Source organism: Cognatishimia sp. F0-27 (assembly GCF_020667845.1).
GTDB lineage: Bacteria > Pseudomonadota > Alphaproteobacteria > Rhodobacterales > Rhodobacteraceae > JAFMPQ01.
Genome location: NZ_JAFMPQ010000052.1, coordinates 1 through 20,238, shown reverse-complemented (window position 1 = coordinate 20,238; position 20,238 = coordinate 1). Strand labels below are relative to the sequence as shown.

The following is a 20,238-nucleotide window of genomic DNA, read 5'->3' as shown; positions in this document are numbered from 1 at the left end:
CTCTTTTGCGGCGCGCGCCCTACAGACCCGCCCGAACAGATTGGCAGGACAGACCCATGCCCGTACTCGTGATGAAATTTGGCGGCACCTCCGTCGCCACGCTTGACCGGATCCGCCGCGCCGCGAAACGTGTGGGCGTCGAGGTCGCAAAGGGCTATGACGTGATCGTCATCGTGTCGGCCATGTCGGGTGAAACCAACAAGCTGGTCGGGCTCGTGGACGAGACGTCGCCGCTTTATGATGCGCGCGAATATGATGCCGTTGTCAGTTCCGGCGAGAACGTCACCGCGGGGCTCATGGCACTCACCCTGCAGGAGATGGATGTTCCCGCACGCAGCTGGCAAGGCTGGCAAGTGCCGGTCCGGACCACCTCGGCGCATGCCGCCGCGCGGATCGAAGAAATCCCCACCGACAACATCATGGCGAAGTTCGGCGAAGGCATGCGCGTGGCCGTGGTCGCAGGATTCCAGGGCATCAGCCCGGAAGGCCGCGTGACCACGCTGGGGCGCGGCGGATCGGACACCACCGCAGTCGCTTTTGCCGCCGCTTTCGAGGCGGAACGCTGTGACATCTACACGGATGTGGACGGCGTCTACACCACCGATCCGCGCGTGTGCGAAAAGGCCCGCAAGCTTGACAAGATCGCCTTCGAGGAGATGTTGGAACTGGCGAGCCTGGGGGCCAAGGTGCTTCAGACCCGCTCGGTCGAGCTGGCGATGCGCTACAAGGTGCGCCTGCGGGTGCTGTCGAGTTTCGAAGAACAGTCCGACGAGGCCGGAACGCTCGTTTGCGACGAGGAGGAGATCATGGAAAGCAACGTTGTGGCCGGTGTGGCCTATTCCCGCGACGAGGCAAAGATGACCCTTGTCTCCGTCGCCGACCGTCCCGGCATCGCCGCGGCGATTTTTGGCCCCCTCGCCGAAGCCGGTGTCAATGTCGATATGATCGTGCAGAACATCTCGGAAGAGGGCCGCACCGACATGACCTTTTCCTGCCCCACCAACCAGGTGAAGCGCGCAGAAAAGGCAATGGAAGAAGCCAAGGCCAAAGGCGACATCAACTTCCACGGCATCATTGCCGACGAGAACGTGGCCAAGGTGTCGGTGGTCGGGATCGGCATGCGCAGCCACACCGGCGTGGCCGCGAAAATGTTCAAGGTCCTCAGCGAAGACGGCGTGAACATCAAGGTCATCACCACGTCGGAAATCAAGATCTCCGTTCTGATTGACCGCAAATACATGGAGCTTGCCGTTCAGGCGCTGCATGATGCGTTCGAGCTCGAAAAGGCGTCCTGACCGCCTCCGCACGGCCCATGAGTTCCGTTTGGCCGGCGCGCCCTGCATCGGACGCACCGACCCGGTTTTTTCGCCGGGCCGGACAACCTTTGATTGCATCCCGCCGCTCGGGTCGATATCTCCGGACCGTAAGCACGCCATAGGGGTGCGTCCTGAAGAAAGAGCGAAACGATGCCCGACGCCGCCACCTTCTGGGACAAGATTGCCGAAAAATACGCTCGGGATCCGATCGGTGATCTTGCCGGCTATCATGAAACGCGTGACCGGATTGCCGCCCGTCTGAAGCCCGACCACCGGGTTCTGGAATTGGGGTGCGGCACCGGAAGCACGGCGCTGGAACTTGCCGAAGGCGTAGCCGATTACCTGGCGACAGATATCTCGCCGAAAATGATCGAGATCGCGCGATCCAAACAGGCAGACCAGACCGGGGGCGCGCTCGACCATCTGCGCTTTGCCGTGTCCGAAGCGGATGGGTCGACCGTGTCCGAAAGCCGCGCCGATGTGATCCTCGCGCTGAACCTGCTTCATCTCGTGCCAGATGCAGAGACGAGCCTGCGGACCATTCACGACACGCTGCCCAAGGACGGTCTCCTGATCAGCAAGACCGCCTGTCTGGGCGAAGCGCCCTGGTATGTGCGTTTTGCAATCCCGCTCATGCGGCTGGTGGGCAAGGCACCTTTCGTGCGCAGCTTCTCATCTGAAGAGCTGGTGACCATGATCGAGGCGCAAGGCTTCGTGATCGAGGACCGGCTTGACCAGAGCGGGATGGCGCCGCGGCTCTTTGTGGTGGCGCGCAAGGGCTGACACGCAATGGCAACCGCGATTGCCACAAAATGCGGCAACTGTGATGAGGACGGAACCGGTATGATGGCGGCTCTTTCCATCCGGGCGCGAAGCCCGTTATATCAACAACGACGACGGGGGAGTGCCAGGCAGGATGGCGGACGGTCTTGAAAGCGAAAGCCGCAAGCTGCTTGGGCGGCTGCGGGACACGATGGCCGAGGAGGCCGCCGGTCAGGAACGGCTGGACAGGATCGTTGCGCTCACCGCCGACTCCATGGGCACGGAAGTGTGCTCCATCTATCTGTTCCGCGACGAAGAAACGCTTGAACTCTGTGCCACCGAAGGGCTGAAGCCTGAGGCCGTTCATCAGACGCGGATGCGGCTGGGCGAAGGCCTTGTCGGGCGCGTGGCGCGCACTGGCCGCGCCGTCAATGCGGCTGACGCACCCGCGGAACCCGGTTTCCGCTACATGCCCGAGACCGGCGAGGAAATCTATTCGAGCTTTCTCGGCGTGCCGATCCAGCGGCTTGGTGAGAAGCTCGGAGTGCTGGTGGTGCAATCCAAGTTCAAGCGCGAGTTCACCGCGGACGAGATCTATGCGCTCGAGGTGGTCGCCATGGTCTTGGCGGAGATGACGGAGCTCGGCGCATTTGTCGGGGAAGGTGCGGCGCTCAAGGCCCGTCACACCCAGCCTGTGATGCTGCGCGGGACAACCGCCCAGGAAGGCGCCGCCATGGGTCATGTCTGGCTGCACGAACCGCGCGTGGTCGTGACCAATGTGGTCTCTGACGACCCCGAGAAGGAGCGGGCCCGCCTCACGCAGGCGGTCGAAACGCTCCGCGTTGGCGTGGACGAGATGCTGACCCAGGCAACCGATGGCAGCGAAGCGCTTCAGGTGCTCGAAGCCTACAGGATGTTCGCCAATTCCAAGGGTTGGATGCGGCGGATGGAGACCGATATCGGCCGTGGTCTGTCTGCGGAAGCCGCGGTCGAGAAGGAACAGAGCCAGGCCCGCGCACGCATGTCCGAGGTCAGCGATGCCTATCTCCGCGACCGGCTGAGCGACCTTGACGACCTGAGCAACCGGCTGCTGCGCATTCTTACCGGGCAGGGCAAGGAGACCGGATCCGAAATGCCGGATGACCCGATCCTGATTGCCCGCAATATCGGCCCCGGGGAATTGCTTGAATACGGTCGTCGGCTCAAGGGGATCGTCCTTGAGGAAGGATCCGTCGGCAGTCACGCCGCGATTGTCGCGCGCGCCCTTGCGATCCCGCTCGTGATCCACGCCAAGCGTATCACGAACGAAGCGCTGAACGGCGATCGGATCCTCGTGGATGGCGATCAGGGTATCGTGCATCTGCGACCGGAAGAGACGGTCGCAGGCGCTTTCATTGACAAGCTAGCGATGCAGGCCGAGGCGCAGAAGCGCTACGCGTCGATCCGAGACGTTGTGTGCGTTTCGGGCTGTGGCGAGCGGATCGAACTCAACATGAACGCGGGTCTGATGGCCGATCTGCCTTCGCTGGAGAGCTCGGGCGCAGAAGGGGTCGGGCTGTTCCGGACCGAGCTGCAATTCCTCGTGCGCCAGCAAATGCCCAAACGCACGGATCTGGCCGCGCTTTACGCCCGGGTTCTGGATGCTGCAAAGGGCAAACGGGTGGTGTTCCGGACCCTCGATATCGGGTCCGACAAGGTGCTGCCCTACATGCGCCGCGTGGAGGAACCCAATCCCGCGCTGGGATGGCGGGCAATCCGCGTCGGGCTCGACAAGCCCGGCGTCATGCGGATGCAGGTGCAGGCGCTGCTGCGCGCGGCGAACGGGCGACCCCTCACCATCATGTTTCCGTTCATCGCCCAGTATGAGGAATTCCGCGCAGCGCGCGAGGAGGTCGACAAGGCGGTAGCCCGCGAAACAAAGCTTGGTCACGTGTTGCCCGAAACGATCGAGATCGGCGCCATGCTCGAGACCCCGAGCCTTGCCTACGCTTCCAAGAAGCTTTTTGACGAAGTGGCGTTCCTGTCCGTGGGTGGCAACGATCTCAAGCAGTTCTTCTTTGCCGCCGACCGGGAAAACGAGCTCGTGCGGCGGCGCTATGACACGCTGAATGTCAGCTTTCTGACATTCCTCGAACACGTGGTGCAACGCTGCGCGGAGAGCGGGACCAAACTGAGCTTCTGTGGCGAAGATGCCGGCCGGCCGGTCGAGGCCTTGTGCTTTGCCGCAATCGGTTTTCGGTCCTTGTCGATGCGTCCGGCCTCGGTCGGCCCGGTGAAAAGCCTTCTGATGCGCAGCAATCTGGCCGCGGTCAAGGCCGCGATCCACGAGGCGCGCGCAGAGGGCGAGATGTCCGTGCGCGATCGGGTGATGGCGCTGCTGCGCGAGGGCTGACGAAAACGGCGCGTGTTGGTCGGGCGCGACGGGTTAGCACCACGGTGCATGGCTTGCGCCGAATGACGACGCGGGGTGTGCAGCCCACCATTCGGCGCGCGGAAGCCGTCGTTGCAGGCAGGCCGCTCGACAGAAAAACGCCCGGCAGGGACGGTTTACCACCTGCCGGGCGCCAATACAGTCTTGGACCATTGCCATTCTGGCGAATGTGACCGCCCGCGCATTTTACGCGGACGGGCGACCCCGGCTCCCGTCCTTGCGCGCAAGAGTTTTTAACGCGGGTCGGAAGCCTGTCCTTCAGAGTCTTGTATGAACCGGGCCTGCACCGGCTCTTGCCCATAGAGTTACGGAATTAACCTTAAATCCAAGTTAATGGCCGCTTCTGAAACGGTGCACCCCGGCGGTCGCCCGACTGACTGACGCCAAGAGCCGGCCCGTGTCAGGCGCTCTTGGAAAGAACATCGCGCTCCCGCAGTTCGGTTTCGAGACGCTCGACCAGATCGGCAAACGGGGTGCCTGTGGTCTCTGCAAGACGCCGCAGGCCAAAAACCACATGCGCCATTTGCTGATAGTAGCTCGTGTAGGTGTAGTTCGTCGCCGCGGCAACGCCTGCCCCGAGAACGGGCACGGTCTGCGTGGCCAGCTTGCGTCCGAGCACCGCTGCGAGTTTTGGCGCGATCAGCCCGATCGACACATATACGTTGACCCCGTTGAGCGTGGTCCGCGACGCCAGAAAATTCATGTCGATCCGAGCATCGCTCACGAGGGGCCCGGATGCGGCAAACACAAGCAACGTATCTTTGCGCGTCTGAAGATCATCCGGATCAAACCCGTGCTCTGCCGCGATGCCCTGAACCGCGCGCATCAACAAAGTGACCGTAACGGGAAGCTCTGCGAGCGCCGTGGGCAAGCCGCCGAACCCGCCAACCAGACCGGCGGCAGTGGTGGTGGCCGTATTGACCCAATCAGCCTGATCCCGGACAACAACGCGGGTGCCGGACGCTGCGGACATGCCCGCTTCAAGACCTCGGATCGTCAAGGTTTCCAGGTTTTCCCGGGCCTTGCGCGGCAACCGCTCCAGAAGGCTGTCCGCCGGTTTGTTGATCATGTTCAGAAGCTGCAACCCAAGAGAATCCGCTGCACGATACCGGTCGGCGAGCGTTACGAGCTCTGCGTCAAGGTCTATCGTGGCGGGAACAAGCGGCATATCGGACATGGGTTTTCCTCTTGAGGTCTTAGGAAAATGTGGGGCATCCAAACGCGCCTTTCAAGTCCACCCCGACCGCTTGGCGTCTCGCACCGGGGCACGCAAGGTCCGCGTTTCGGCGACAGGCTGACGTCCAAGACCCTTGTCCTGCCCCGCGTGGCGCAACACCCGTAGGTCCCATCAAGGACAAGGCGCGCGGTCCACTTCGAAGGCACAGGGCCTGGTGGGCCGGGCAAGGCACCCGACCGGCAATGCCTCGCACCAATCAACGCCGGGGTTTCTGCCCGGCTTTTCTGTCCACGGCCCGTGACTGCGGCTGCCCGCCCGCCCGGACATCACTCCTGTTATCCGGCAAACCCCATGCATCCTCTCGCAACCCGCACCTGCCTTGGGCTGATCACCCCGGCGCACGGGTGACGTGACCGGCAATGCCGTTCCACCCCCCCGGTTGCAGCGCAACCCCAAGCACACGGTCGGGATTGGTTGGCGGCGGCATCTCCACTCCGCTCAGCCTCTCGAACCCAAATCGGCGGTAATACGGAGCATCGCCCACAAGCAGCACGCGGGTCTCGCCCATCTCGCGCGCGCGGGCGAGCGTGTCGCGGATCAACGCCCCGCCAAGCCCTTCGCCCTGTGCGGTCGGATGTACGGCAACCGGCCCGAGCAACAGCGCATGAGCCCCCCCGACCCGCACCGGCCAGTAGCGAATCGCTCCCCCCATCGCGCCTGTTTCGTCACGCGCCACGCGGCACAACGCGGCAATCGGGACCACGTCCTCACGCAATCGGTAGGAAGACAGCGCTCCGCGACCGGGCGCAAAACAGCTGTCAAACAGGGCCTCGACCTCCCACCAGTCCTCTGGTGTTTCCGTGCAGAGCGTAAACATCGGCTCCTGAAGCCCTTCCCTCTCCCCGCTCGCGACGCAGGATACCTCTGCGCGCAGGCCCTTGCAGACATGCGCCGGGGCGCGTGCAATTCGGTGCAAAGCCGCGTATCACGGCCACCGTGACGGCGCAAACCCCCGCGCCTTTTGTTGAAAATGGAGCCTCGATGTTCTACCGCCCTGAAGACGGCCACGGTCTGCCGCACAACCCGTTCAACGCCATTGTCACGCCGCGCCCGATCGGGTGGATCTCCACCCGGGGCTCGGACGGGCACGACAATCTCGCCCCCTACAGCTTTTTCAATGCCGTGGCGTATTTCCCGCCCCAGGTGATGTTCGCATCGACATCAGCCAAACCGGATCGCGGCGATACCAAAGACAGCGTGGCCCAGATCCGCGATACAGGCGTTTTCTGCGTCAACATCGTCGAATATGCGATGAAGGACGTGATGAACACGACCTCCGGCGCTTGGGACGCGACGGTCGACGAGTTCGAAAAAGCCGGGATCGAAAAGGCAGCCTGCGAGACAATCGACTGCGCCCGTGTGGCTGCAGCGCCGGCAAATCTCGAGTGCAGGCTTACGCAGATCGTGCAATTGCCGGGCGAGGCAAATTTTGCCGTTTTTGGTGAGGTGACCGGCGTCCACATGCGTGATGATTGCCTCAAGGATGGCATCTTTGACGTGCTGAGTTTCAACCCGCTCAGCCGCATGGGATACCGTGACTACACCGTGGTCCGCGAAAAATTCTCGCTGAAACGTCCCGGCGAATAGAACCGAGCCAGTGCGGCTGTAGCGGTGTGACCGCCGCGGCAGTCGCGCGCCAAACGGGTGCCAGCACCGCACAGGCGGTGTGGCGCCGCGCCAGACCACCGCCTGCCGCCTGTTGCAACCGAAGACCGAACGCCATGCCCCTGCCCGATCCAGACGCTGCCCATCCGATCATTCTGCCCGATGGCACCGCCCATGCGGGCACGGTGCATCTGGCGAAGGTGATCGATCACCCCTGCATCGAGGTTGGCGCCTTCAGCTACGCCTCGGATTTTGACCCGCCGGAGCCGGACGGGTGGGCCGCGCGACTCGCGCCGTATCATTTTCCCTTCTCGCAGGATCGCCTTGTGATTGGCCGGTTCTGCCAGATTGCGCATGGCGTGCGCTTCATCGGCGCCTCGGCAAACCACGAGACCCGCGGCATTTCGAGCTATCCCTTTGCCGTGTTCGACCCGGAGCGCATGGCTGGATTTCAGCCGGATACCCGCGATATCGTCATCGGCAACGACGTCTGGCTCGGCTATGGCGCGCGGGTGCTGGCTGGTGCGCGGATTGGCCATGGCGTTATCGTTGGCGCCGGCGCGGTCGTGCGCGGCGAGGTGCCCGATTACGCCGTGGTGACTGGCAATCCGGGCACCGTGGCACGCATGCGGTTCAAAGAGTCCGAGATCGCCCGCCTGGCATCTCTTGCGTGGTGGGACTGGCCGGTCGCGACAATCGACGCCGCGCGCAGTGCGCTGGAGGCTGGTGATGTTGCGGCCCTGGAGCGCTTCGCACCGGCCTGAGCGGTCGTCTCAGCCGGGCCAAACGCCCACCCAAGTGCGCCGCATCGCGCCGAAAGGAGAAGATGCGGAACACCTCGAAGACGACATCCCCCAAGCCCCGGGTCGCGACCTGCGTTGCCCGAGAAGCGCGGCCAGTCAATGCGAGCCGAGAATCCCGGTGCGCACGTTGTAATCGACGGCAATCGCGTAATCGGGGTCGTCCTCGCTGTCGACCATCAGATGTCCGGCCTTGTTGAGCAGCCTGTGGCAGTCGCGCGACAGGTGGCGCAGCTTGATCGTCTTGCCCGCCGCTTCGTATTTTCCGGCGACCGCCTCGATGGCCTGCAACGCCGATTGATCAACAACGCGGCTTTCCGCGAAATCCACGATCACCACGTCAGGATCGTCTTCGATGGTGAAAAGCTCCGAGAACCCCTCTGCCGAGCCAAAGAACAACGGCCCCTGGATCTCGTAGACCTTGGCGCCGAGATCGGTGTGGGACTCCCGCGTCTTGGCGTGAATGCGGCGCGCATTGTTCCATGCATAAGCGAGGGCCGAGACGATCACCCCCACAACCACAGCCACGGCAAGGTCTTCATACACCGTCACGGCCGTCACAAGCAGGATCACGAAGGCGTCCATGCGGGGCACCTTGCGCAGGATGGTCAGCGAATTCCACGCGAATGTGCCGATCACGACCATGAACATCACCCCGACAAGCGCCGCGAGCGGGATCAGTTCGATCAAGGGCGCTGCGAAGAGGATGAAGATCAACAGGAAAAGCGCCGCCGCAATCCCCGCGATGCGGGTCCGGGCACCGGATTTCACGTTGATCATGGATTGCCCGATCATCGCACATCCGCCCATGCCACCGAAAAACCCCGTCAGGACATTGGCCGCGCCCTGCGCGATGCATTCCTGCGACGCGCCACCGCGCTTGCCCGTCATGTCCCCGACGAGGTTCAACGTCAGAAGGCTTTCAATCAGGCCGATGGCCGCGAGGATGATTGCATAAGGCAGGATGATTTCCAGCGTCTCGAACGTGAGCGGCACCATCGGGATATGGAAAGCCGGCAAGCCGCCCTGGATCGAGGCAAGGTCCCCCACCCGCGGCACGTCGAGCCCGAAGGCGATCACGAGCGCAGCCACGACAAAGATGCCGACCAGAGGCGCAGGCACCGCCTTGGACAGGCGCGGCATCACCCAGATGATTGCCATTGTGAGCGCTGTCAGGCCGAGCATCATGTAGAGGGGCAGTCCGGACAACCATTCCCCGCCACCCATACCGTGGCCGGTTTGCTGCATGCTGCCGGGCACCTTGAACTGTCCAAGCTGGGCGAGAAAGATCACGATGGCCAAGCCGTTGACAAAGCCGAGCATCACCGGGTGCGGCACAAGCCGGATGAACTTGCCCCATTGCATCACCCCGGCAATGACCTGAAGGATGCCCATCAGGACCACCGTGGCAAAAAGATACTCCACCCCGTGTTGCGCAACCAGCGCCACCATCACAACCGCCAGAGCGCCCGTGGCGCCGGAAATCATGCCCGGCCGCCCGCCGATCAGCGCCGTGACAAGGCCAACCAGAAAAGCCGCGTAGAGCCCGACGAGCGGGTGCACACCGGCCACGAAGGCAAAGGCGACAGCTTCGGGCACAAGCGCAAGGGCAACGGTCAGGCCTGCAAGCAATTCGATCCGGATCCGCGACGGGGTCAGTTTTTCATCCGACGACAGCGAAAGATCCGGCATTTCGAGTCGGTCGACAAAGGCCGACCAGGTGGCTCTGGGCATGGGGAGACGTCCTTTTGGGTGTTCCGCGCGTCTTAGAGCAAGCCTGCCCGGATTGCCAGCACGGGCCTGCATATCCGCCATGCCGCAAGGGTATAGCCGCCCGCCATGGCGTTGGCACGGTTTTATGATGCGGGCCGCGGGAGTGACACGGTTTTCACGCAGACTTGGCGCAGGCGGCCGGTGCAGGCGACCATGCCGCCGATGGACCTGACCCGCCCTGACACCGATGATGCGCATTCAGCGCCAAAGGGTTTTCGGCGGCGCGCAAAGGCGCGAGATCACGCCCGATGTTGGGAGACGTGCCCGGGCACGAGGACTGCAAAACGGTCACGATCATACGTGCCTCCGCCGAAGACCTTGCAGTTACAGCCTGTTTCGGCACACTCCTGCCCGTATCCGGTGACCGACCGGGCCAGAAGAATCGGAGCGGCAATGACACAGACCATGATCGCGGTGATCGGCGGATCCGGGATTTACGACATTGACGGGCTGGAAGAGGCCAGATGGCAAGCGGTGGACACACCCTGGGGCGCGCCGTCGGACGAGATCCTGACCGGTCTTCTGGACGGAGTCAGACTGGCCTTCCTGCCCCGGCATGGGCGCGGTCATGTGCACAGCCCCACCACGGTGCCCTACCGTGCCAATATCGACGCGCTGAAGCGGATCGGGGCGACGGACGTGGTTTCTGTCTCGGCCTGCGGTTCCTTCCGCGAGGAGATGGCGCCGGGGGATTTTGTCGCCGTGGACCAGTTCATCGATCGGACCTTTGCGCGGGAGAAGTCCTTCTTTGGCACCGGCTGCGTCGCGCATGTGTCTGTTGCCCATCCGACCTGCCCCCGCTTGTCGGCCTCTTGCGTGGCCGCCGCGCGCGCGGCCGGCATCACGATCCACGAGGGCGGGACATATCTTGCGATGGAAGGACCGCAATTCTCCACACTGGCGGAATCGCGGATGTATCGGGAACAGTGGGGGGCCGATGTCATCGGCATGACCAATATGCCCGAGGCCAAGCTCGCCCGGGAAGCGGAGCTGTGCTACGCCTCCATTGCGATGGTCACGGATTATGACAGCTGGCATCCCGAGCATGGCGAGGTCGATGTGAACGAGATTATCCGTACTCTGATGGGCAATGCCGAAAAGGGCCGCGAAATGGTGCGCGGCTTGCCGGCCTTGCTCGGGTCGGAGCGTGCGCCCTGCCCGCATGGCTGCGACCGGGCGCTGGACTACGCGATCCTGACCGCGCCCGAGGCCCGCGATCAGGCGCTCGTGGCACGGCTGGACGCCGTCGCCGGACGCGTTCTTTCAAACGCATGAGGGGCGGCTCAAGCAACCGCCGGGGCCTGCAACGCGCGCACGCTGAAGTCGCGCCGCGCGAGGCCGGGTGGATCAGTGGGAAGCCGGGGAGACGCGCATGAGCCTTGATCTGTGGCTGACCTTCGTGGCGGCGTCGACCGCGCTTTTGCTGATCCCGGGGCCAACGGTGTTGCTCGTGCTCAGCTATGCGCTCAGCAAGGGGCGCGCAGTGGCCGTGGCCTCCGCGGGCGGGGTGGCGCTGGGTGATCTTGTTGCCATGAGCCTCTCGCTGGCAGGGCTGGGCGCGCTGGTGGCGGCCTCTGCCACGGCCTTTCTCGTGTTGAAATGGATCGGCGCGGCGTATCTCGTCTGGTTGGGCGCAAAACTGATCCGATCGGCCCCGTCGGGTGCCCTGCCCGTTGCGGCCCCGGATGTGACCGGCCGCGCGGTGTTCTGGCACAACGCCACCGTGACCGCGCTCAATCCCAAGAGCATCGCCTTCTTCATCGCTTTCGTGCCGCAGTTCGTTGCGACCAATGCGCCGCTTCTGCCGCAATTTGCGATCCTCGTGTCCACCTTCGTCACCCTGGCGGCCATGAATGCGCTGGCTTATGCATTGGCTGCGGACACGCTGCGCCGGACGCTTGTCAAACCTTCGGTCCTGCCTTGGCTGACCCGCGCGGGCGGTGCTGCGCTCATCGGCATGGGGATCGTGACCGCAACCCTTCGGAGATCGTCGTGAAACCAACCCAGAAAACCGTCAAGGATTACATCCGCACCATTGTCGACTTCCCGCATGAGGGGATCATGTTTCGCGACGTGACCACGCTTTTTGCGGATGCGCGTGGCTTCCGGATCGCCATCGATCAGCTGTTGCACCCCTATGCAGGTGTGCGGTTTGACAAGGTTGTTGGGCTGGAAGCGCGAGGATTCGTGCTTGGCGGCGCGGTGGCACATCAATTGTCGGTTGGGTTTGTGCCCATCCGCAAGAAGGGCAAGTTGCCGGGCGCGGTCATTTCGGAAGAATACCAGCTTGAATACGGCGAGGCCGTGGTCGAAGTGCATGACGACGCCATTTCCCCGGGAGAAAAAGTGCTGGTGGTGGACGATCTGCTCGCCACCGGAGGCACGGCGGAAGCCGGGATCAAGCTGGTCGAACGGCTTGGCGGTGAGATCATAGGCTGTGCATTCATCATCGACCTTCCTGAACTGGGCGGGCGTGCACGGCTGGAAGCCATGGGCATGGATGTCCACGCGCTTTGTGCCTTTGAAGGTCTCTGAGGCCGGTTTGTCTCGCCGCTCCGTGAGACTGTGCCGCCGTTTTCCCGCGAGCCCGCATTTTTTGTAAGGGGCGCTGCCCCGTCCCGCCCGGGGGGCGGGACTCCCCGGGATATTTCAAGCCCAAAGAAGCCCGGCGCCGGCACGGGCGTGTTTGATGGCGGCGCATTTCTGAACGCGACATGCCTCTTGACGCCGATCAAGGCGCGCGATTGCGCCCGGCGTCATCCTGACCGCGTCTGGCGGGATGGTTGGGGATGACAGCTCCACCCTCATCCGCGGCAATCAAGGGATCGGGAGGGTCAGGATGAGGATACTGGTCACATACGGCACCACGGACGGGCACACTGCCCGGATTGGTCAACACGTCTCGGAACGGTTTCTCGATCAAGGGCATTCGGTGGCGCTGATCGGGTTGGGCGATGCGGCCGGGATGGACGTGACACGGTTTGACGCGGTTGTGCTCGCGGCGTCTTTGCATGCCGGCCACTATCAGGGTGTTCTGAGCGATTTTGTCGCCGCCAAGGCGCCGGTGTTGGCGCAAAAGCCGACATTGCTCCTGTCCGTCTCGCTGGCCGCCGCGGGCCATGACGCGGAAGACTGGCGGCAGCTTGGCACGATTCTTTCGGATTTCGAGAAAGCCACCGGATGGCGCGCGGGGCGCATCGAACATGTTGCCGGCGCCTATCGCCCCGAGCGCTATGACCTGCTTCGCCGCTTTGTCATGAAACGGATCATCGCGCAGAAGGACCCGGACGCGGATCTCAACGCGGAGATTGTCTATACCGATTGGGCGGCACTCGACGCGGCGGTTGATGCATGGCTCGCCGAGACTGGCACAGCCTGACACGGCCGCCCGCTGTGCCATGCCGGACGTGGCAGGCGCGTCCCCGACGGCGCAGGCGCGTCCCGGACGTCGCAGGCGCGTCGCATTCGGCCGCGCGCATCGGCCTGACATCGGCCTGGGGCGTCTCTGAGCCGGATTGAAAAAGGCGGCCCGTCTGGACCGCCCTTCGCGTTTTTCATCTGTGTCATGCGCGCGGCCCAGTCGACCCGGCGCAGGCCCCAGGGCCGGTCAGCAAACCAAGCCCCGCTCAGGCCGCGTTGGTGTTGGCCGGCTTGCCCTTGGTGCCGGGATCACCCGCGTTCGAATCAATGAAGTCGAGCACCAGCGGTCGGATGTTGTTGCGCCAGCTCTTGCCTGCAAAAATCCCGTAATGGCCGGCGCCCGGTTCCACATGGCTCGCCTTTTTTTCATCGGGCAGCCCGGTGCACAGGTCCAGTGCCGCCACACATTGTCCGGGCGCGGAGATATCGTCCTTTGCGCCTTCGACCGTCTTGACCGCAACGCGGGTGATTGCGCCGAAATCGACCTTGTGCCCGGCCACGGTGAACGCGTTCAGCGCGATTTCGCGGCGCTTGAAGATCCGGTCGACGGTCGAGAGATAGAACTCCGCCGGCATGTCCATCACAGCGAGATACTCGTCGTAGAACCGATTATGCGGGTCATGGTCAGACGCCTCGCCCCGCGCCACGCGGGCAATCTGGTCAGAGAAGGCATTGGAATGGCGCTCGGCATTCATCGACACGAAGGAGGCCAGCTGCAGAAGGCCCGGATAGACCATCCGTCCGACGCCGGGATACTTGAACCCGACTCGCTGGATCATCGTTTCTTCGAGCTGCCCCATGGTAACGCGGCGGCCAAAATCGGTCACATCCGTCGGGGTTGCATCCGGGTCGACCGGTCCGCCGATCAGCGTCAGCGTACGCGGCTGTGCATCGGGGTCGAGCTCGGCGAGATAGGCGGTTGCCGCCAGCGTCAGCGGCACCGGTTGGCACACGGCGACGACATTGGTGTCGGGACCGAGATGTTTCATGAAGTCCATCAGGTAGAGGGTGTAATCCTCCACGTCGAACTTGCCCGCCGAAACCGGGATATCGCGCGCGTTGTGCCAATCCGTGACATACACTTCGCAATTCACGATCAGCGACTTCACCGTGGAGCGCAGCAGCGTGGCGTAGTGCCCTGACATCGGTGCCACCAGCAGGATCTTGCGGGGTTGTTCCGCGCGGCCAGCCACGTCGAAGTGAATAAGGTCGCCAAAGGGCTTTTCCACCACGGTCTTGATATCGACGAGATGATCCTTGCCGTCTTCGCAGGTGAAGGTCCGGATGCCCCAGTCGGGCTTGGTCACCATGCGCTGGAAGGCACGTTCGGTCACTTCGCCCCATGCCGCCATGAGCCCGATCATCGGGTTCGGCACCATTGCGAAGGCGGGGTAGGAGGCCATGGTCCGTGCCGTGGAACCCAACCATTGGTTGGTATTCCGGGCCGTTTCCATGAGGTCGTAAGTCATCATGTAACGCATAACGCGATCCTTTTCACGGGGGGACGCCCCCGCAGAGCGGGCAACGTCACATAGTCGACGCGTGCCGATCACAAGCCTGTCCGATCCTTTCGGTTTCGGTTACGCTTGACGCAACACGCACAATTTTTGGCCTAAACCGGGCCAAATCGTCGCTTTGCCTCCCACACGCGGCGACGATATTCTGCACAGCAGCATGATTAAGGGGAAATGGGCGCGATGACAACAAACGAGATCGCCGCAGGGGAAAGCCGCGAACGGCTCGAAGCGAATATGGCGCGGGTCGAAGAACTCCGACAGCGGCTGCTGAATGCCCTTTCGCAAAAGAAATCAACGCCGACCGCCCTGAATGGGCCGGACAACGCGCTCTATGCCAAGGCCGCGCATGCCTATGTGCAGGAATGGATGCACAACCCTGCCAAGATCCTTGAGCAACAGGTGCATTACTGGGGCCGCACCATGACCCATTTTGTGGACGTTCAGCAAAGGCTCGCCAAAGGCCGGTTCGCAGCCCCCGAAGACCCTGGCCCGACGGACCGGCGGTTCAAGAATCCGCTATGGGATACACATCCCTACTTCAACTTTATCAAACAGCAATACCTCATCAACGCGCAAGCCGTTGCACAGGCCATCGACGATATCGAGGAGATGGATCCCAAGGAAAAGCGCCGCCTGAAGTATTTTGCGCAGCAGATCACGGACATGTTCGCGCCGACCAATTTCCTTGCAACGAATCCCGACGCGTTGATGAAGGCGCTGGAAACCGAGGGAGCGAGTCTGGTCAAGGGGATGGAGAACCTCGTGCGCGACCTCGAGGCCAATAATGGCGAATTGGTTGTCCGGCTTGCCGACGAAGAAGCCTTCCAGATCGGCGAGAACATCGCCACCGCAGAGGGTGAGGTCATCTTCCGCAACAGGATGATGGAAGTGATCCAATACAATCCCACGACCGAAACCGTGCATGAGACACCGGTTGTGCTGTTCCCGCCATGGATCAACAAGTTCTACATTCTGGACCTCAAACCGCAGAACAGCCTGATCCGCTGGATCGTCGACCAGGGATACACGTTGTTTGTGGTCAGCTGGATCAATCCGGACAAGGGCTACGCCGATACCGGGCTGGAAGACTATGTCGAGGACGGGTTTCTCAAGGCGATCGAGATCGCCAAAGATGTCTGCAAGGTGCCGAAGGTCAACGCCGTGGGCTATTGCATTGCGGGCACGACACTCAGCCTGACGCTGTCACTGATGAAGAAACGTGGTGACAAATCGGTGAAGTCCGCGACCTTCTTTACCGCGCTCACCGATTTTTCCGATCAGGGGGAATTCACACCTTTCCTGCAAGACGATTTCGCTGACGGAATCGAGCAGGAGATCGACCAGGAAGGCATTCTGCCCTCGTTCATCATGGCGCGGACCTTTTCCTATCTGCGCTCCAACGACCTGATCTATGGCCCGGCCATCCGCCACTACATGATGGGAGAGACCCCGCCGGCTTTCGACCTGCTCTATTGGAATGGTGACGGCGCCAACCTGCCGGGCAAGATGTTCAGCCAGTATCTCCGCGGTCTGTGCCAACGCAACGAATTCGCCGAAGGCACATTCGAGCTTCTTGGCGAAACGCTGTCCGTGCGCGATGTCGACGTGCCGCTGATGTCGATTGCGACCGAGACCGACCATATTGCTGCGGCGCGCGATGTCTACCGGGGCGTGCAGATGATGGGCTCACGCAACAAGACCTTCGTTCTGGGCCAGTCCGGCCATATCGCCGGCATCGTGAACCCGCCGAGCAAGAACAAGTATGGTCATTACCTCAATGACGATCTGAGCGGCGATTTCGATGCCTGGCTGGACGCCGCAACAGAGCATGAAGGCTCCTGGTGGCCGATCTGGGAAGCCTGGCTCAAGAAGCGTTCCGGCAAGCAGGTGAAGGCGCGAATCCCCGGATCGCAGACCTACAAGCCGATCTGCCCTGCGCCTGGCACCTATGTGAAGCTGAAGGCTGCTCAGCAAAATCAGTGAGTTAAGCCATCAATCGGCAAAAAATGCCGCAGTGCAGCAAAAGCTCTTGATTTTCTGCACTGCAGCATTCATATTCTTTCTCAACGAACAGGCGGAACGGGTCCGCCGCGTTTAGAAAGGACTAAAACGATGGCAAATACTCAGGACATCAACACGATGCTCAAAGACATGATGGGCTCCTTCCCGGTCGACACGAAGGCCATGGAAGACGCATTCAAGACCACCGCGACGATGAACGAGAAGCTGTCGCACGTGGCATTGGAAGCAGCAGAAAAGTCCACCGAGATTTCTGCAAAGTGGACCAAAGACACGCTTGCCAAGATCGGCGAAATCTCCAAGGCAAAGACCGAGCCTGCCGATTACGCCAAGGCGATGACCGATTTCGCTTCCGCTCAGGCCGAAGTTGCTGCCGAAAACATGGCCGCATTCGCCGAGATCGCGAAGAAGGTTCAGATGGACACAGTCGAGCTGCTCATGGCCGCTGGCAAGGACTTCTCCGAGGATGCAAGCGCAGCCGTGAAGAAGGCCACCGACGAAATGACTGCGACCGCCAAGAAAGCGACCGCAGCCGCGAAATAATCTGTCTCCTCCCAGACAGTCAAAATTTGCGCCCTCTCCTCCCTTTTATGGCGCAGATTGCTGGCGGGTTCTTCGGAACCCGCCTTTTTTCTTTTGTTTGAGGATGGCTTTTGTTTGGCCGCACACACGCCCGCCTGCCGGTCAGTCTGGTCTGAAGACCGAAAGCGCCCGGCCGCACTGCCATACCCTCGCCGCGTTATCCTCTGCCAAGCATCTGTTTTGCCGCCGGGACGCCTCTTCCTGACAGCGGGGCGACGCGGGTCCGACCCCTTGGGCAGTCCAGGCACAAAACAGCCCGGCACCAGCTTGAGAGCCACGCCGGTCTTCCCTCGATGAAACCCCGGCCAAAGGGCGCGCAAAGCGCTTCCCTCCATGCGCAGGCCGTAACCCGCGCGCGGCGGCGTCGGAGCAACGCACCCGCGCAGTCCACGCGTTCCAGAAGCACGTCACGGGAGGGCGCGGCGGTCCGCTATCGGTGCTGATCAAACAGGATGGGGTAACCGTCCGGATCGGTCACCACAAAACTCGCGGGCCCGTGTTCTTCCCCGGTTTCCTGCGCGATCTCCTGTCCGGCCCGCGCCAACGCAGCCTTGATCTCCCGCACATCGGTGAAACTTTCGAGCGGATCCGCATTCTGGTCCCACCCCGGGTTGAAGGTGAGCATGGGGCCGTCGAACATGCCCTGAAACAGGCCGATCACGGTCTGGCCATTCTTCATGATCAGGTAGTTCTGTGCGGGATCTCCCCCCATGACCACGAAGCCGAGCCTCTCGTAAAAAGCCCGAGACCGGTCAAGATCCTTGACTCCGAGGCTCAATGAAAACGCGCCAAGTTCCATGGTCTTCCCCTCGTTTGCCAGGCATGGGTGGAAGGGTCCGGTTTTTTGCAAGGTTTGGCAAGTGTGGTGATGGGGCGCCGCGAGGCCCGCACGCAAGAGCGGGATGAGCCCGGGCTAAAGAAGGGTTCCTCACTCAGGCGGGATAGAGGCGCCCGCTTTGGTCGGGTGGTTTCAGCGTCGTCCATGCGCAAACCGGCAAAACGGCACGAAGCTGACCCCCGCGGCGCAGGCCACCCGCGACAGCCTGCGGCATGGCGAACAGTCCCGCCCCCTCCTCGGACCGGTTCCGGCAGACATGCGCGGCCTGCGATCGCCATACTCGGAGCGCGCATCGACAGGTGCGCGCCGCTTCGGCTTCTCTCTCGAACCGCATCACAGGGCGCCCCGTTGGACCCGTCGCTCTCGCGCGTGATCCGCAGGGCAGGCCGGAGCGCCCGGCCCCGCCCTGCTCCTCTGCGGCGTCAGACGATCGTTGCTTCCGTCGCAGCCCGCAAATCGTCTTCGCTCACCCCATCCGCGGTCTCAACGATTTTCAGACCGCCCTCGACCACGTCGAGCACACCGAGATTGGTGATGATGCGATCCACCACACCCTTGCCCGTCAACGGCAGGGTGCAGGCCTTGAGCACCTTGCTGTCACCGTGCTTGTTGGTGTGGTCCATGACCACGATCACGCGGCCGACCCCGGCCACGAGGTCCATCGCACCCCCCATGCCTTTCACCAGCTTGCCCGGAATCATCCAGTTGGCCAGGTCGCCGTTCTCGGCCACCTCCATCGCCCCCAGCACCGCCGCGGCGATCTTGCCGCCCCGGATCATCCCGAAAGATGTGGCGCTGTCGAAATAGGACGTGCGGTGCAACTCTGTAATCGTTTGTTTGCCCGCATTGATCAGGTCGGGATCTTCCTCGCCTTCGAACGGGAACGGCCCCATACCGAGCATGCCGTTTTCCGATTGCAGCGTGATGTCCTTGTCGCCCACATAGTTGGCCACCAGCGTCGGGATTCCGATGCCGAGGTTGACATACATCCCGTCTTCGAGCTCTTCTGCGGCGCGGGCCGCCATCTGGTTACGATCCCAAGGCATTATGCTTCCTCCGCTTTGCGCGCTGTCCCGTCGGGACGCGGTCGGGTTGTGCGTTGTTCGATCCGCTTTTCGTGCTCGCCCTGGATCAGGCGGTGAACATAGATCCCCGGCAAGTGAATGTGGTCCGGATCAAGGCTGCCCTTCGGGACAATTTCCTCGACCTCCATCACGCAAACCTTGCCGCACATGGCGGCAGGCGGGTTGAAGTTGCGCGCGGTCTTGCGAAAAATTGCATTGCCGGTCTCGTCGGCTTTCCATGCTTTCACGATGGCCAGATCGGCAAAGATCCCCTCTTCAAGGATGTAGGTTTCGCCGTTGAACTCCTTGTGCTCCTTGCCTTCGGCAATGACCGTTCCAACGCCGGTCTTGGTATAGAACCCCGGAATGCCACAGCCCCCGGCACGCATGCGCTCGGCCAAGGTGCCCTGCGGGTTGAACTCCAGCTCGAGCTCGCCCGAGAGGTACTGGCGCATGAACTCGGCATTCTCCCCCACATAGGAGGACATCATCTTGGCGACCTGCTTGGTTTCCAGCAACTTGCCGAGCCCAAACCCGTCCACGCCCGCATTGTTGGATGCCACGGTGAGGTCCTTCACGCCGCTCTTGACCAACGCATCAATCAAGAGCTCGGGAATGCCGCAAAGCCCAAACCCGCCGGATGCGATCAGCATTCCGTCCTGTAACAGACCGTCCAGCGCCTCGGACGCGGACCCATAGACCTTTTTCATCGCGTATTTCCCCTGTCCATTCGATTGCAGGGTTTGTGACGCGCGGCACGAGCCGTGTCAACGTCGATGCTGCGGCGCGGCGTGCTGAACAGGCGGGGGCGGGCCGATGCCGCAACCGATGCGCAAAGAGGGGCTGTCTGCGCGCCAACCCCGGCCAAGGTCGG

General features: G+C 62.5%; 18 protein-coding genes. 11 read left to right on the top strand and 7 right to left on the bottom strand.

Going from position 1 to position 20,238, the window contains the following annotated elements; all coding sequences use genetic code 11:
• Positions 1-56 precede the first annotated feature (56 nt).
• From J1C49_RS19925 to ptsP, 3 genes are all read left to right on the top strand, one after another.
• Complete coding sequence (locus J1C49_RS19925) at positions 57-1,295, top strand: aspartate kinase (protein WP_227447597.1); 1,239 nt, start codon at positions 57-59, stop codon at positions 1,293-1,295.
• 171 nt (positions 1,296-1,466) lie between these two features.
• Complete coding sequence (locus J1C49_RS19920; RefSeq protein WP_227447596.1) at positions 1,467-2,099, top strand: bifunctional 2-polyprenyl-6-hydroxyphenol methylase/3-demethylubiquinol 3-O-methyltransferase UbiG; 633 nt, start codon at positions 1,467-1,469, stop codon at positions 2,097-2,099.
• A gap of 133 nt (positions 2,100-2,232) precedes the next feature.
• A complete protein-coding gene (gene ptsP, locus J1C49_RS19915; protein WP_227447595.1) occupies positions 2,233-4,470 on the top strand; it encodes a phosphoenolpyruvate--protein phosphotransferase in 2,238 nt (745 codons plus the stop codon).
• 439 nt (positions 4,471-4,909) lie between these two features.
• On the opposite strand, the gene J1C49_RS19910 is transcribed toward ptsP, so the two are convergent.
• Together J1C49_RS19910 and J1C49_RS19905 are read right to left on the bottom strand one after the other, a co-directional pair.
• Complete coding sequence (locus J1C49_RS19910) at positions 4,910-5,686, bottom strand: EcsC family protein (protein WP_227447594.1); 777 nt, start codon at positions 5,684-5,686, stop codon at positions 4,910-4,912.
• Between the two features lie 388 nt (positions 5,687-6,074).
• Positions 6,075-6,563 carry a GNAT family N-acetyltransferase gene (locus tag J1C49_RS19905; RefSeq protein ID WP_227447593.1) on the bottom strand — a complete coding sequence of 163 codons (489 nt, stop codon included), beginning with the start codon at positions 6,561-6,563 and terminating at the stop codon, positions 6,075-6,077.
• A gap of 164 nt (positions 6,564-6,727) precedes the next feature.
• On the opposite strand from J1C49_RS19905, the gene J1C49_RS19900 reads away from it, so the two are divergent.
• The gene (locus J1C49_RS19900; protein ID WP_227447592.1) at positions 6,728-7,333 is read left to right on the top strand and encodes a flavin reductase family protein; all 606 of its coding nucleotides are present in this window, start codon (positions 6,728-6,730) and stop codon (positions 7,331-7,333) included.
• A 134-nt stretch (positions 7,334-7,467) separates the two neighbouring features.
• Positions 7,468-8,115, top strand: coding sequence for a CatB-related O-acetyltransferase (locus J1C49_RS19895; protein WP_227447591.1), 648 nt, complete (start codon positions 7,468-7,470; stop codon positions 8,113-8,115).
• 135 nt (positions 8,116-8,250) lie between these two features.
• Here J1C49_RS19895 and J1C49_RS19890 read toward each other — a convergent pair whose 3' ends face one another.
• Positions 8,251-9,885, bottom strand: a complete 1,635-nt coding sequence (locus J1C49_RS19890) for a SulP family inorganic anion transporter (RefSeq protein WP_227447590.1) — start codon at positions 9,883-9,885, stop codon at positions 8,251-8,253.
• Between the two features lie 432 nt (positions 9,886-10,317).
• Here J1C49_RS19890 and J1C49_RS19885 point away from each other — a divergent pair, with 432 nt between their 5' ends.
• The 4 genes from J1C49_RS19885 to J1C49_RS19870 all read left to right on the top strand — a co-directional run bounded on the left by J1C49_RS19885 (position 10,318) and on the right by J1C49_RS19870 (position 13,303).
• Complete coding sequence (locus tag J1C49_RS19885; protein ID WP_227447589.1) at positions 10,318-11,199, top strand: S-methyl-5'-thioadenosine phosphorylase; 882 nt, start codon at positions 10,318-10,320, stop codon at positions 11,197-11,199.
• A gap of 97 nt (positions 11,200-11,296) precedes the next feature.
• On the top strand, positions 11,297-11,920 hold the full coding sequence (locus J1C49_RS19880) for a LysE family translocator (protein WP_227447588.1): 624 nt from the start codon (positions 11,297-11,299) through the stop codon (positions 11,918-11,920).
• Positions 11,917-12,459: an adenine phosphoribosyltransferase gene (locus tag J1C49_RS19875; protein ID WP_227447587.1), complete on the top strand. Its 543-nt coding sequence runs from the start codon at positions 11,917-11,919 to the stop codon at positions 12,457-12,459. Before J1C49_RS19880 ends, J1C49_RS19875 begins: the two co-directional genes overlap by 4 nt.
• Positions 12,460-12,763: 304 nt before the next feature.
• The gene (locus J1C49_RS19870) at positions 12,764-13,303 is read left to right on the top strand and encodes a flavodoxin domain-containing protein (RefSeq protein WP_227447586.1); all 540 of its coding nucleotides are present in this window, start codon (positions 12,764-12,766) and stop codon (positions 13,301-13,303) included.
• Positions 13,304-13,550: 247 nt separating this feature from the next.
• Here J1C49_RS19870 and phaZ read toward each other — a convergent pair whose 3' ends face one another.
• A complete protein-coding gene (gene phaZ / locus J1C49_RS19865; protein ID WP_227447585.1) occupies positions 13,551-14,825 on the bottom strand; it encodes a polyhydroxyalkanoate depolymerase in 1,275 nt (424 codons plus the stop codon).
• Between the two features lie 216 nt (positions 14,826-15,041).
• On the opposite strand from phaZ, the gene J1C49_RS19860 reads away from it, so the two are divergent.
• The gene (locus J1C49_RS19860; protein WP_227447584.1) at positions 15,042-16,844 is read left to right on the top strand and encodes an alpha/beta hydrolase; all 1,803 of its coding nucleotides are present in this window, start codon (positions 15,042-15,044) and stop codon (positions 16,842-16,844) included.
• A 129-nt stretch (positions 16,845-16,973) separates the two neighbouring features.
• A complete protein-coding gene (locus J1C49_RS19855) occupies positions 16,974-17,423 on the top strand; it encodes a phasin family protein (protein WP_227447583.1) in 450 nt (149 codons plus the stop codon).
• A 469-nt stretch (positions 17,424-17,892) separates the two neighbouring features.
• On the opposite strand, the gene J1C49_RS19850 is transcribed toward J1C49_RS19855, so the two are convergent.
• The 3 genes from J1C49_RS19850 to J1C49_RS19840 all read right to left on the bottom strand — a co-directional run bounded on the left by J1C49_RS19850 (position 17,893) and on the right by J1C49_RS19840 (position 20,074).
• A complete protein-coding gene (locus J1C49_RS19850) occupies positions 17,893-18,261 on the bottom strand; it encodes a VOC family protein (RefSeq protein ID WP_227447582.1) in 369 nt (122 codons plus the stop codon).
• Positions 18,262-18,722: 461 nt separating this feature from the next.
• Positions 18,723-19,346, bottom strand: a complete 624-nt coding sequence (locus tag J1C49_RS19845) for a 3-oxoacid CoA-transferase subunit B (protein WP_227447581.1) — start codon at positions 19,344-19,346, stop codon at positions 18,723-18,725.
• Complete coding sequence (locus tag J1C49_RS19840; RefSeq protein WP_227447580.1) at positions 19,346-20,074, bottom strand: CoA transferase subunit A; 729 nt, start codon at positions 20,072-20,074, stop codon at positions 19,346-19,348. The genes J1C49_RS19845 and J1C49_RS19840 overlap by 1 nt, the downstream gene beginning before the upstream one ends.
• Positions 20,075-20,238 lie beyond the last annotated feature (164 nt).